The 12,944-nt window shown below is 59.7% G+C and carries 10 protein-coding genes and 1 pseudogene; 5 read left to right on the forward strand and 6 right to left on the reverse strand.

From position 1 onward, the window contains the following. Window positions 1–25: 25 nt before the first annotated feature. Entirely contained in the window at window positions 26–1,384 is a 1,359-nt protein-coding gene (locus tag AAAC48_RS19650) for an MFS transporter (protein WP_340655796.1), read from the forward strand. On the opposite strand, the gene purH is transcribed toward AAAC48_RS19650, so the two are convergent. Further along, window positions 1,374–2,990 carry a bifunctional phosphoribosylaminoimidazolecarboxamide formyltransferase/IMP cyclohydrolase gene (gene purH, locus AAAC48_RS19655; RefSeq protein ID WP_340655797.1) on the reverse strand — a complete coding sequence of 539 codons (1,617 nt, stop codon included), beginning with the start codon at window positions 2,988–2,990 and terminating at the stop codon, window positions 1,374–1,376. The genes AAAC48_RS19650 and purH overlap by 11 nt on opposite strands. A gap of 256 nt (window positions 2,991–3,246) precedes the next feature. On the opposite strand from purH, the gene AAAC48_RS19660 reads away from it, so the two are divergent. Further along, entirely contained in the window at window positions 3,247–4,485 is a 1,239-nt protein-coding gene (locus AAAC48_RS19660) for a PLP-dependent aminotransferase family protein (RefSeq protein WP_340655798.1), read from the forward strand. 105 nt (window positions 4,486–4,590) lie between these two features. On the opposite strand, the gene AAAC48_RS19665 is transcribed toward AAAC48_RS19660, so the two are convergent. From AAAC48_RS19665 to htpX, 3 genes are all read right to left on the reverse strand, one after another. Then, complete coding sequence (locus AAAC48_RS19665) at window positions 4,591–6,300, reverse strand: heparinase II/III family protein (RefSeq protein WP_340655799.1); 1,710 nt, start codon at window positions 6,298–6,300, stop codon at window positions 4,591–4,593. A gap of 62 nt (window positions 6,301–6,362) precedes the next feature. After that, window positions 6,363–7,742 (reverse strand): RsmB/NOP family class I SAM-dependent RNA methyltransferase, encoded by a 1,380-nt coding sequence (locus AAAC48_RS19670; protein ID WP_340655800.1) that lies wholly within the window; start codon window positions 7,740–7,742, stop codon window positions 6,363–6,365. Beyond that, entirely contained in the window at window positions 7,739–8,707 is a 969-nt protein-coding gene (gene htpX, locus AAAC48_RS19675; protein WP_340655801.1) for a zinc metalloprotease HtpX, read from the reverse strand. Before htpX ends, AAAC48_RS19670 begins: the two co-directional genes overlap by 4 nt. A gap of 117 nt (window positions 8,708–8,824) precedes the next feature. Between htpX and AAAC48_RS19680 the strand changes: the two genes are divergently transcribed. Next, window positions 8,825–9,058 carry a DUF1674 domain-containing protein gene (locus AAAC48_RS19680; RefSeq protein WP_340655802.1) on the forward strand — a complete coding sequence of 78 codons (234 nt, stop codon included), beginning with the start codon at window positions 8,825–8,827 and terminating at the stop codon, window positions 9,056–9,058. On the opposite strand, the gene AAAC48_RS19685 is transcribed toward AAAC48_RS19680, so the two are convergent. After that, window positions 9,055–10,452, reverse strand: coding sequence for an MATE family efflux transporter (locus AAAC48_RS19685; RefSeq protein ID WP_340655803.1), 1,398 nt, complete (start codon window positions 10,450–10,452; stop codon window positions 9,055–9,057). The genes AAAC48_RS19680 and AAAC48_RS19685 overlap by 4 nt on opposite strands. Before the next feature lie 205 nt (window positions 10,453–10,657). Here AAAC48_RS19685 and AAAC48_RS19690 point away from each other — a divergent pair. Both AAAC48_RS19690 and AAAC48_RS19695 read left to right on the forward strand, forming a co-directional pair. Beyond that, window positions 10,658–10,902: pseudogene (locus AAAC48_RS19690) on the forward strand (addiction module antidote protein). Between the two features lie 373 nt (window positions 10,903–11,275). Further along, a complete protein-coding gene (locus AAAC48_RS19695) occupies window positions 11,276–12,541 on the forward strand; it encodes a cyclopropane-fatty-acyl-phospholipid synthase family protein (RefSeq protein WP_340655804.1) in 1,266 nt (421 codons plus the stop codon). A 218-nt stretch (window positions 12,542–12,759) separates the two neighbouring features. On the opposite strand, the gene AAAC48_RS19700 is transcribed toward AAAC48_RS19695, so the two are convergent. Beyond that, window positions 12,760–12,944, reverse strand: a 185-nt coding sequence (locus tag AAAC48_RS19700; protein WP_340655805.1) for a hypothetical protein, incomplete at its 5' end; no start/stop codon positions are given.

Raw genomic sequence — 12,944 nt, forward strand, 5'->3', positions numbered from 1 at the left:
GGCGATTTGCGCGGAAGGATAGGGAATGGCTGTGTCGAGACGGGGCATCTGGGGGTGGATGCTCTTCGACTGGGCGGCGCAGCCATTCTTCACGGTCGTTACCACCTTCATCTTCGGGCCATATTTTGTCTCGCGCATGGCGAGCGATCCGGCCGTCGGCCAGGCAGCCTGGGGCTATGGCATAGCAATCTCCGGCCTGCTCATCGCCGTGCTCTCGCCCGTGCTCGGATCGATCGCAGACCAGACCGGTCGGCGCAAGCCATGGATCGGCTTCTTCGCCATCATCAAGATCCTGTCGCTGATCATGTTGTGGTTCGCTGCGCCGGGCTCAAATTTGATCGTGCCGCTGGTGTTCTTTTCGCTGGCGTCGATCGCGGCGGAATTCTCCATCGTCTTCAACGATTCGATGATGCCGCGGCTGGTTGCCCCGAAGGATATCGGCCGGATATCCAACATCGCCTGGGGTCTTGGCTATCTAGGGGGCATGATTGCACTGATCTTCGTCGTGGCTTTCATGGCCGGCTCACCTACAACCGGCAAGACCATGCTGGGTCTCGACCCAATCCTCGGGCTTAATCCGGCACTCGGCGAGGGCGATCGCGCCACCGGGCCGCTGTCGGCGCTGTGGTATTTCATCTTTGTCCTGCCAATGTTTCTCTTCACGCCGGATGGCGCGCGCGGTTTGCCAGTCCGCAAGGCCGTCGGTGTGGGGTTGGCGGAACTCAAATCCACGATCGTGGAAGTTCGGCAGCGCCCCGGCATTCTGCGCTTTCTCATCGGCCGCATGATCTACCAGGACGGGGTGAATGCACTGCTCGCCCTGGGTGGCGCCTTCGCCGCGACCATGTTCGGCTGGGCAACGGCGGAGATCGGTATATTCGGCATTATCCTCAACGTGGTCGCGATCTTCGGCTGCCTTGCCGCGAGCAAGCTCGACACGATGCTCGGATCGAAGGTCGTTGTCGTGATTTCGCTGGTGCTCCTTGCGATCGCGGCGATCGGCATTGTCTCGACCGGGCCCGGCTACACGCTGTTCGGACTGTTGCAACTGCCCGGAGCCGATAGTGGCGGCCTTTTCGGGACGCCGGCGGAAAGAGCCTATCTCGGTTTCGGCCTTTTGATCGGCATAGCCTTCGGGCCCGTACAGGCCTCGTCCCGATCCTATATGGCGCGCAGCGTTTCGGCCGACGAAGCGGGGCGCTATTTCGGCATCTACGCGCTGTCGGGAAGGGCGACCAGCTTTCTCGCGCCCTTCCTGGTGGCGACAGTGACGGCGCTGAGCGGGTCACCGCGCCTCGGCATGGCAACGATCATCCTGTTCCTGCTGGCCGGACTGGCCGTTCTTCTCAGAACCCCATACCCGGCCGCAAGGATCAATGCCTGAAGTGGCGCATGCCGGTGAAGACCATGGCGATGCCATGTTCATCGGCGGCGGCAATCACCTCATCGTCGCGCATGGAACCGCCCGGCTGGATCACCGCCGTTGCGCCCGCCGCAACCGCTGACAGCAGACCGTCGGCAAAGGGGAAGAACGCGTCGGAGGCGACGACAGAGCCCTTGGTCAGCGGCGTTGCACGCCCTGTAGCTTCGGCGGCATCTTCCGCCTTGCGTGCAGCTATGCGGGCGCTGTCGACGCGGCTCATCTGGCCGGCACCGATGCCGACAGCTGCGCCGTCCTTGACGTAGACAATGGCGTTTGACTTCACATGCTTGGCAATGCGGAAGGCGAGCTTGAGGTCGGACATTTCCGCCTCGGTGGGCGCGCGCTTCGTGACGACCTTCAATTCCAGATCGTCGACGACGCCGCTGTCGCGCGACTGGACGAGTATGCCTCCGGCAACGGTCTTGGCGCTGATGCCGGAAGCACGCGGATCGGGCAGGCCTCCGGTTACGAGCAGACGCAGGTTCTTCTTGGCGGCAACGATGGCCTGGGCTTCCGGCGTCGCGTCAGGCGCGATGATGACTTCGGTGAAGGTCTTGACGATCTCTTCGGCCGCTTCCGCGTCGAGCGTCTTATTGAGCGCGACGATGCCGCCAAAGGCCGAAACCGGATCGCATGCGAGCGCCTTGAGATAGGCTTCCTTGAGCGTTGCAGCTTCAGCGACGCCGCAAGGATTGGCATGCTTGATGATGGCGACGGCGGATGTGCGGGCCGGATCGAACTCAGCGACAAGTTCGAAGGCCGCATCCGTATCGTTGATATTGTTGTAAGAGAGCTGCTTGCCCTGGAGCTGTGTGGCGGTGGCGACGCCGGGACGCTTCTCGCCAGTCAGATAGAAGCCGGCAGACTGATGCGGGTTTTCGCCATAGCGCATGACCGAATGCAAATGGCCGCCAATGGCGCGGCGCGACGGCGTCTCCGTCATCAGGGCCTCGGCGAACCAGCCGGAAATCGCGGCGTCATAGGTGGCGGTGCGGGCATAGGCCTTGGCGGCGAGGTTCTGGCGGAACGAATAGGGCAGCGATCCTTCATGCTTGTCGAGCATGGCGATGACCATGTCATAGTCACCTGTGTCGGTGACGACGCCAACATAGGCATGGTTCTTGGCGGCAGCACGGATCATGGCCGGACCGCCAATGTCGATGTTCTCGACGATATTGGCGTAGTTGGCGCCCGAATGGCGAACTTCCTCGAAGGGATAAAGATTGATGACGACGAGATCGATGGCGCCGATTTCGTGCGTCTTCATCGCCTCTACATGTTCGGGATCGTCACGCACGGCAAGCAGGCCGCCGTGCACTTTCGGATGCAGCGTCTTTACTCGGCCATCCATGATTTCGGGAAAGCCGGTAATGTCGGAAACGTCGCGAACGGGGATGCCCTCGGCGGCGATCGCCTTGGATGTGCCGCCGGTGGAGAGGATCTCGACACCGTGGCGGTGCAGCGCATGGGCGAGGGCGGTCAAGCCGGTCTTGTCGGAAACGGAGAGCAGCGCCCGCCGCACTGGATGAAGATTGGGGGCGGGGAAAGATTTTGCGGCGACGGCCATGGGAGTTCGTCCTCTGCAGTATGAAGTTGAGCGGATTTGCCAGCCGGTTAGCATAGGCGGCCGAGGAATCCTACTTCCGATCACGCATTTGCTGGAATAATGCCAGGTTTCCTCGTCGCACCCTTAGCGAAATTAGGTCAGATATGTTGACATATCGTCGGAGATACGGGCATATTGCTTGCGCTTATACGGCGTTCGAGGGGGAACTTTCCGGACGGGAGGCGTCTAAGCAGCCACAACGATCGGACGGTGCAAAATGAGCAACTGGGATGCCAGATACGCAACGCGTGCAAATCGGATGCGCGCTTCCGAAATCCGCGAATTGCTGAAGCTGCTCGATCAGCCGGACATCATTTCTTTCGCCGGTGGCATTCCTGATCCTGCCCTGTTCCCGGCCGATGCCTTCCGCAAGGCATATGAGCGTGCGCTGGCCGACGGGCAGTACGGTGCCGCCCTGCAATATTCCGTCAGTGAAGGCTACGCACCACTCAGGGAATGGATCGCCGCAAATCTGGCTGCAGCCGGCATAGAATGCGGCATCGACAACATTGTCATAACATCAGGTTCCCAGCAGGCGCTCGACTATCTGGGCAAGCTTTTCCTGTCGCCGTCAGACACGGCGCTCGTAACGAGCCCCACCTATCTTGGTGCGCTCCAGGCCTTCAATGCCTACGAGCCGAACTATGACCGGCTTGCCCTTGACCAGGGCAACATGACGCCTGCCGCTTACCGGGACGCAGCGGCAAATGCTGGCGGGCGGGCGAAATTCGGCTATGTCAATCCGGATTTCTCCAATCCGGCGGGCGAAACAATGGATCGCGCTACGCGCGAACGGCTTCTCGATCTGGCCGACGAGATGGACATTCCAGTCATCGAGGACGCGGCCTACCAGGCGCTCCGATATGATGGCGAACCTGTTCCGCCAATTCTCGCTCTCGATATTGCCCGGAAAGGTCATATCGACGAAACGCGAACTATCTACTGTGGCACATTCTCCAAGACATTGTCGCCCGGCCTGCGGCTTGGCTGGGTCTGCGCGGCGAAACCCGTCATTCGCAAGCTCGTTCTCATGAAGCAGGCGGCAGACCTTCATAGCCCGACGATCAATCAGATGGCGATGTATCATGCCGCTGTCGATTTCTATGACCAGCAGATCGACCTCCTGCGCACGACTTATGGCAGGCGGCGTGACAACGTCCTCGCGGCGCTTGAGAAATATATGCCGGACGGTGTCGCCTGGACAAAGCCGGAAGGCGGGATGTTCATCTGGGTGACATTGCCGGAGGGCATCGACGGCGCAGCGCTGCTTGCCCGTGCGATCGAGACAGAGCGTGTTGCCTTCGTGCCGGGGCAGGCATTCCATGCCGACGGCAGCGGCACCAACACAATCCGGCTGAGCTTTTCACTCGCGACGGAAGAATTGGCAGATACCGGAATTGCCCGCCTCGGTCGCCTCGTCCGGGTAGTCATGGCCGAAATGCCGCGCGCCGCATAACACCGATCAAACTCTGCTTGCGAGGTCTGGAAAATCCAGGAGAGGGGTTGGGCGCCTGCCATAAAACGCCCACTCCCGTGAGGCGTCTGTTCGTTGTCCGTAGCCTCAACCGTAAACGCCAAGTGAGGTACGGGTGAATTGCCATTCGACCTCGGAACGTTCAGAGGCGTTGAGCGAAAGGGTGATCTGCCTGGTTTTCACCGGGCCCCTAAACCCGGCAAAGAACAGCGAATCTTCGATGAAAGGCTGCACCGTGGCGGAGAACATCCAGATATCGTCATTCTCGGCCTGCAGGATAATGAGACCATTTTCGTCGACGGTAACGTTGACGGAAGGGTGCAGGTGGAAGCGGATGACCACATCTTCGGCACCAGTATTGCGCAGTGGGTTGCGGCCGGCTGCGAAGAAACTATCAATGCCTTCGATGACGCTGCCATTGTGCGACAGGACAATCTGGCGTTCGTGATAAATGCCGAACGGGCGGACATAGCCATTGTGATTGGCGACGAAGCCAACGGCGCCTTCGCGTTCGATCCGCTCGATATTGACCTTTGTGGGACCGGCGATAATCGGCGTTCCGATCATGTTGGAAAGGCCCGAGGTGGCACTGAAGCGGCACGAGGACGTGTCGTTGATCGTGGCCGTGGCGTGGGCCGCGGTTGAGCGGGCCAGCGGGCGGAATTCCGGCGGGCCATAGCGGTCAACACCCGCATTGACGATATAGCGGCTGCGGCCGGATGACATTTCGAAGGACAGGCAGCCGGCATGGGCGTCGCGCGACGCGGTCACCGGCGGGGCAAGTCCCGTATCGGCGATGATGGTAGTGGAATCCATGGACAGCCGCTCATAGCCCGAATGCGCCGCGTGAACGAGCGGCAGCCCACCAATATCATCATGGCGCAGCACGGCGATCACCCGTTCCGGCATTGTGGCACCGACCCCGTTGAACAGCGCAAGGCTGCCATCCTGGTGGCGGAAGAAACGCAGCGCTGGCAGCATACGCTCGATGGCTTCGATCAGTGCTTTTGGTGGGGCTTCCTGGCCGCTCGCATAGGTCTGACGCAAGGGCAGAAGGTCGGCGAGCAACTCCAGAATGGTCAGCGGATTGCGCGATATATGGCCACCATCCGGTAAGATCTGCCGGGTGAGTTCGAATTCCAGATTGCGCCGGGCTGAACGGCTTGTGCTCGACGCCACCGGTAAAGCCAGCGCGGCAAGGGCGAGGGCGATACGCGCCCGTAATTTCTCTTCGCCGTCATCCATTACTGCGGCCATCGTGCGCAGATAACGCACCTGCACGGCGAGGGATCGCATGAATTGGCGATAGGCGCGCAGGTCAGCTCCCGCAAGGATAAGGCTCGAATGCTGCAGCCAGGCGATGATGCGCTGTGCCGTGACTTCGGGTGCCCAGGCGGGGCCGCCGATCGAGCGGCCATGGGTGGTGATCCAGTCACCGAGCAGCGCCCTGGCGTTGGCTGTGGCAAGTTCGGTGCCGGCGGCGCGCAAGTTGCGCAGCCAGCCGAAATTATGCAAGGCAGCTTGCCAAGCGGCGTTGGGCGGTTCGACGAGGAATGGCGAGCGTCCGCCGGTCTCGACGACCTTGCCGGCAAGGGCAAAGCGGCCGTGGTAGAACTCTTCGGCGAGTTGTGGATCGGCTGGGCGAAGGTCCTGCGGCGCGATCAGAACGCGTTCCGGTGTGAACCCGGTGAAGCGCCAGCGATAGAGTGGCCCCATACGCACACGCCTGCGGAAACGGCGCCATAATTGCGCTGTCGCAAGTCCCCACAATTGCGGTGTTTCGCTGAGCGCGACCATGTTGTTGTTGCTTCGAATCGTCGTCGACAAAGGAGAACTATGCAACCAAAACCGTTAAAATTTTAGTATTTCCGTTTGAACCGCGCTGCGAAGAACCCGTCCATGCCGGAAAGTGCCGGGTTTTCGTGGAAAAGATCAGCAGGCGTGGAGCGAACGAACCCTTCCTTGGTGATGAGTTCGGCAGGGCCGCCGACTTCATCCCTGGTTACGGGAACCAGTTCGATAGCGGGGTTCTTGGCAAGAAGATCATTGGCGACTTTCTCGCCTTCTAGTGGATCAAGCGAGCAATTGGAAAAGACGACGATGCCGCCGGGCCGAACAATGGTCACTGCGTGATCGAGCAGCTTTGCCTGCAGCTGTGCAAGTTTGCTAATGTCTTCCGGCGTTTTCGTCCACGGCACGTCCGGATGGCGCCGAACCGTCCCCGTCGACGAGCAGGGCGCGTCGAGGAGTATCGCGTCGAAGGGTTCAGCGGGTTGATAGGCAGAAAGGTTGGCTTCGACCGTCTCGGCAGAAAGGTGCAGCCGTTCGAGATTGGAGCGCAGGCGCTTCAGGCGATTGGCCGAAAGATCAAGCGCTGTAACATTTGCGCCCGCGAGTGCGAGCTGGGCCGTCTTGCCACCCGGGGCGGCGCAGAGATCGGCAACGCGTTTACCTTTGATGTCGCCGAAGAGCTTCGCCGGCAGGCTCGCGGCCGTGTCCTGCACCCACCATTCGCCCTCGGCAAAGCCGGGCAAAGCGGTGAGCGCGCCATCGACTGTCGCGAGACGCACGGAACCGGTCGGCAGCGCGACACCCCCGAGTTTTTCCGCCCAGACCTGCGGGTTGCCCTTCACTGTCAGGTCGATCGGGGGCTCCTTGGTCTGGATGTCGAGGATGGCTCTGGCCTTGTCCTTGCCATAGGCCGCGATAAGGCTGTCTTCGAACCAGGCCGGGACATTGCTCACGCCAGCCGTAAACTTGTCCTTCTCGCGCGATAGCCGGCGCAGAACCGCATTCACCATTGATGCAAAGCGGCGGTTGCGCGGATCATTATTGGCGGCGGTCACTGCCAGATCGACGGCAGCGCGGTCGGGCAGATCGAGATAGAGGATTTGTGCTACAGCGACGTGCAGAAGGTGACGCAGGGCGACAGCGTTTTCGGGCAGCGGCCGGTCGATCAACTGGCCAATGGCAGCTTCGATCGTGCCGCGATTGCGCAAGGCGGCGCCAAGGATGGCGCGGACCAGCGACCGGTCACGATCGTCAAGCGCCATATATTGCGGATGGCCGTTGCTGTTGTCGGTGAGGCCATCGAGTGAGGTGTGCTTTTCAATGACGGCGCCAAGGAGGCGCGTTGCACATTGGCGGGCGGCAAGACCGGGGCGATCTACTGCATCAATATGATTTGCCGGTTTCTGTTTCTTGCCGGAAGTTCGTTTGGTGCCCTGCGCCACGCTCATGCCCATGGGCCCTTGCGGCTGGCACCGTCACGGCCCCATGGAGAGGGTCTGTCTTCGCGCGGTTCATCATCGAGCGGCGTTTCTGAAGCGCGAGAGGGTCTTGGAGCGGGTGGCGTCTGGCGGAATTCCTCGACCATGGCCTGGAGCGCCGCGATGCGGTTTTCCGTGCTCGGATGGGTCGAGAAGAGATTGTCGGCACCCTGGCCGCTGAGCGGATTGATGATGAAGAGCGGTGCGGAGGCTGGGTTGCGCTCGGCATCCTCGTTGACAATCTGCTTTGCGCCGCGGGCGATCTTATCCAAGGCGGAAGCGAGCCAGAGCGGATTGCCGCAAATCTGCGCGCCGCGCCGGTCGGCGGCGTATTCACGTGTGCGGCTGATGGCCATCTGCACGATCATGGCGGCAAAGGGCGCGACGATCATGGCGACCAGAACCCCGATGAAGCCAAGCGGGTTATTGTTTTCGCGATTGCCACCAAAGAACATGGCGAAATTGCCGAGCATGGAAATGGCACCGGCGAGCGTCGCCGTAATGGTCATGGTAAGCGTATCGCGGTTCTCGACATGGGCAAGTTCATGCGCCATGACGGCGGCTACTTCCTGCGGCGACAGGCGCTGCAGCAGGCCCGTGCTGGCGGCGACAGCGGCGTTCTGCGGATTGCGGCCAGTGGCAAAGGCGTTGGGCTGGTCGTTCTGGATGAGATAGACCTTCGGCATAGGCAATCCGGCCCTCGTGGCGAGATCCCTGACGATGCCGTAATATTCGGGCGCGTTGTGCTCACTGACTTCGACCGCATGATGCATGCTCAGCACCATCTTGTCGGAATTCCAGTAGCTGAAGAGGTTCATGCCTGCGGCAATCACAAGGGCAATCATCATGCCGCCGGTTCCGCCGATGAGAAAGCCGACACCCATGAACAGGGCGGTCATGAAGGCAAGCAGCATTGCGGTGCGCATCACGTTCATGGTTTTGTCCCTCCTGTCTTGAATTGTTGTAGTAGCAAGGTCTTTCCCTATATTAGAGCATGCTCCGCTATATGATGGTGTTTTATACAGCAAGCTTCAATGATGAGATAACCGCCAATGAATGACGACCAGACATCCGTGACGCCGCAGGCGGACAATGACGATCAGCCGCCACGTCCGGCTTTCGATCAGTTGCCGCCAGCAGCGCAGCGCGCCCTGAAAGAGGCGGAGGCACGGCGCAAAGCCGAAAAGGCAGAGGCGGGGCAGCCACACGAGATCGGCGGCCGCGGCGGCAAGGATCCGGCCCGCTTCGGTGATTGGGAAATCAAAGGCCGCACGATCGACTTTTAGCGGATAATCTCGATCCCCAGTTTCTTCCGCCGCAGCCAGCGACTGGTCAAGAGAACGGCGGCTGCGGCGAGGCCGCAAACAAGCCCAAGCCAGATGCCTGCGCCTTTCATGCCGAGCCAGAACCCGAAACCGACGGATAGCGGCAGGCCGATGCCCCAATAGGCGATTGCTGCGTAGATCATCGGAATGGTCGTGTCATGCAGGCCACGCAGCATGCCGCTGGCAACCGCCTGGCCACCGTCGAAAATCTGGAACAGGGCGGCAAAGGCGAGGAACGATACGGCAAGCGAAATCACGCTGGCATTTGCAGGGTCGTTGATGTCGATGAAAGCGCGGATCAGCTGATGCGGGGCAAGCAGCATCAACAGCGCGGTCATGGCCATGAAACCGGTTCCCGCGGCAAAGGCGACCCAGCCTGCGCGCTTTATGCCTTCACGATCCTGCGCACCGTAGGCGCGGCCGATCCGCACGGTCGCCGCCTGCCCGAAGCCCATGGGCACCATGAAAGCTATCGAGGCGATCTGGATCGCGATGGCGTGGGCAGCAAGGGAATCGGCGCCGATCAGCCCCATCAGGAAAGCTGCAGCGTTGAAGATGGTAACCTCGAAGCTCAATATAGCCGCAATTGGCAGACCGAGCCGCAACAGCTGGCCATACCGCGGCCAGTCCGGGCGCCAGAACCGCCCGAACAGGCGATAGCGCCGGAACCTCTTGTCGAGACTGATGACAATCACCAGACCGGCAAACATCATGACCGAGGACAGTGTCGTTGCAATGCCGGAGCCGACGATGCCGAGCTTCGGAAAACCCAAATGTCCGAAGATCAGGAGCCAGTTGGCAAGAGCGTTGAAGCCAACGGAAATGAGGGCAATCACCAGAGCCCAGCCGGGACGTTCAAGCGCGGCGATGAAAGAGCGTAAAACGATATAGCCATAGAAAGGCAGAACCGCCCATTGCAGCGCACGCACGTAGTGACCTGCTTCTGTAGCGAGTGCCGCATCCTGGCCCATGGCGATGAGAATCGGCTTGGTGTTCCACAACACAAGCCAGATGGGGATGGAAATTGTTACTGCAATCCACAAGCCCTGGCGAACGGTACGGCGGATCTCGCGCACCGTGAATTTGTTGCGGCCAAGCTCGCTTGCCATCATCGGCGAAGTCGCCAGCATCAGCCCAAGGCCGAAAATCATCGGCATGTAATAGAGATTGGTGCCAAGCGCGCCGGCGGCAAGGGTATTGGCGCCGACCCAGCCCATCATCATGACGTCGGTCGCGGTCATCGCCGTTTGCGCAAGATTGGTGAGGATCATCGGCCAGCTCAAAGAGAGCATCGCAACGATTTCATCACGCCATGCACGCCTTGATGCAGCGTTTTGGGCTATAGCAACCGACATTGTCCTGGTCTTTCAGAGGGAGTTGCCTTCAATTAAGGCAGAATGCACCGTTTTCAGGCAGAATCTTGGTATCATCAATTTCAGAAAGAGCAAAGTGCTTCTCCACGCAATCTGCCTTTGGGGTCGCCTACTGAGCCAGTCTGCTGACGTTCGATACGATTGACTGGCATAGGTATGGGTTGGTGAATAATGACGACAAAATCATATCATTACTGCTGACCTGCTGGAAACCGACAAGGCAATAGAAGTCTTCCTGAGGGATGCCTTCGAGATCGGGATGCGCGGTACATTGCAAGAGCATTGGGTGTTGTCGCGCGGGCAAAAGGAATGACGAAAATAGCGCAGGAGACGGGTCTGGCACGCGAGCAGCTCTACCGGTCTTTGAGCGAGAACGGAGATCCCACATTGGAAACGACGATCGCGGTCATGAGGCGATTGGCTTTCAATTGACCGTCAAGCGTGCTGTATGAACGGAAAGGGCCACCCCGAAGGGTGGCCCCGCAATTCCGTCTGGCACAAAGCTGTCGTTTGGCCTTCTTCCCCGGACTTAGCCAGGGTGCTTATTCAACGGAGAGACGATCCCCGATGGAAAGCATCAGACGCCTTGTGGCAGTTTGCGAAATCACGAGACATCGGATCACCTCCTTTTCATTCGTTGAACACACGCTGAGAATGGGGTCTCTTTCCCTTCGTTTCAAGAGAAAAAATCGACGAGACTTTCTGACGGCTTGCAAATGGCGGTTTGCGGCCATAAGCCAAGCAAATGTTTTTCACGAGGCACCCGGTACCCAATAGGCGGCAGCGCGGTGTTTAGGGGTAAAGAATGGCAGCTGAAGATAGGGCAGCGCGGATTATCCGCACGGTAATCGACGTACTCGAGCCGCAGTTTGCCGTCGAATTATGGGATGGGACGCGTATTGGTGAAACCGACGGACCGGTGCTTGCCATCAATGACCCGACCGCAGTGCGGCAGATAGCCTTGAAGCCGAACATCGGCTCGATCGTCGAATTATGGGTTTCAGGCCAGATCGACGTGAAAAATGGCACACTGTTCGACCTGGTCGAGCGGGGTCCCAAGGGCAAATTCAAGCAGAAGCTGAAGAGCCTGCCGAAGTGGCAACTGCTGAAGGATGTTCCTTCGCTGCTGCTGGGTGGAGGCAAGGCCGGCAATTCCGGACTTGGCGGCAAGAATCCCTTTGTCAGCGGTTCCAACAAGGAAGCCATCACCCATCACTACGATGTGTCGAATGCCTTCTACCAGCTCTTCCTCGATGAACGCATGGTCTACACCTGCGCCTATTTCACCGACTGGGCCAACAGCATCGCCCAGGCGCAGGCCGACAAGCTCGAATTGATCTGCCGCAAATTGCGTCTGCAGCCCGGTGACCGGCTGCTGGATATCGGCTGCGGCTGGGGCGCCATGCTGATCTACGCAGCAAAACATTACGGTGTGACGGGCACGGGGGTTTCGCTCTCCGAGGCGCAGACAGCGCTGGCGCGCGAGCGGATCAAGGCGGAAGGTCTGGAGGACAAGATTACCATCCACGTCAAATCCTACGAACATCTGGAAGGCCAGTTCGACAAGATATCTTCGATTGGCATGTTCGAGGCCGTCGGTATCGCGCATTACGACACTTATTTTTCCAGCGTGCACCGGCTGCTCCGGCCGGGCGGCCTCTATCTGCATCACGCGATCACACGGCGCATGAAACGCAACAAGAAGACTTTCGGCCGCAAGAGCCCCGAGCATCTAGCACTGGTGAAGTATATCTTTCCGGGCGGCGAGCTCGATCACCTCGGTATGACTGTCGAGAATCTCGAGGGCCATGGCTTCGAAGTGCACGACGTCGAGAACCTGCGCGAACATTACGGCAAGACCTGCCGTATCTGGGCCGACCGCCTGCATGCGCGGTTCGACGAGGCGATTGCGGAAGTTGGTGCCCCCAAGGCGCGGCTTTGGCTGCTTTATCTGACAGGCTGCGCGCTGGCTTTCGAGCGCGGAACCGTACAGATCAATCAGACACTGGCATCGAGACGCAAGCGGGGATTGTCTGCGGTGCCGCAGACAAGAGCTGATCTTTATCGATGAGATGACATGGTCGGAGAGTTGCCTGGTTTATCTCCCCCTTAAGGGGGAGAGGATTTTCTTCGATTTAGCTTCTTGCTAAATCCTTAGAAAATCCAAGGGGGGATTTGAACCTCATATCTGTATCCCCTCACTTGCGATTTCTAGCATTAGCCAAGAGGCTAAGATGCTGAAATCGCTATCTCTCCCACAAGTGGAGAGATAGCCAGCATCTGCTGGTTCTAAACCCTCCTGTTTTGCCGATTGGCGATCAGATCGTCGACGACAGCCGGATCGGCAAGTGTCGAGGTATCGCCAAGCGCGCCGAAATCATCCTCGGCGATCTTGCGCAGGATGCGGCGCATGATCTTGCCGGAGCGGGTCTTCGGCAGGCCGGGCGCGAACTGGATCTTGTCAGGCGTGGCGA

Source organism: Phyllobacterium sp. (assembly GCF_037994405.1).
In the GTDB taxonomy this organism is placed as follows: Bacteria; Pseudomonadota; Alphaproteobacteria; order Rhizobiales; family Rhizobiaceae; genus Phyllobacterium.

Bases quoted from the DNA above. Each gene is read 5' to 3' on its own strand.
- AAAC48_RS19650 (WP_340655796.1), top strand. From the start codon at position 26: ATGGCTGTGTCGAGACGGGGCATCTGGGGGTGGATGCTCTTCGACTGG.
- purH (WP_340655797.1), bottom strand. From the start codon at position 2,990: ATGGCCGTCGCCGCAAAATCTTTCCCCGCCCCCAATCTTCATCCAGTG.
- AAAC48_RS19660 (WP_340655798.1), top strand. From the start codon at position 3,247: ATGAGCAACTGGGATGCCAGATACGCAACGCGTGCAAATCGGATGCGC.
- AAAC48_RS19665 (WP_340655799.1), bottom strand. From the start codon at position 6,300: ATGGTCGCGCTCAGCGAAACACCGCAATTGTGGGGACTTGCGACAGCG.
- AAAC48_RS19670 (WP_340655800.1), bottom strand. From the start codon at position 7,742: ATGAGCGTGGCGCAGGGCACCAAACGAACTTCCGGCAAGAAACAGAAA.
- htpX (WP_340655801.1), bottom strand. From the start codon at position 8,707: ATGAACGTGATGCGCACCGCAATGCTGCTTGCCTTCATGACCGCCCTG.
- AAAC48_RS19680 (WP_340655802.1), top strand. From the start codon at position 8,825: ATGAATGACGACCAGACATCCGTGACGCCGCAGGCGGACAATGACGAT.
- AAAC48_RS19685 (WP_340655803.1), bottom strand. From the start codon at position 10,452: ATGTCGGTTGCTATAGCCCAAAACGCTGCATCAAGGCGTGCATGGCGT.
- AAAC48_RS19695 (WP_340655804.1), top strand. From the start codon at position 11,276: ATGGCAGCTGAAGATAGGGCAGCGCGGATTATCCGCACGGTAATCGAC.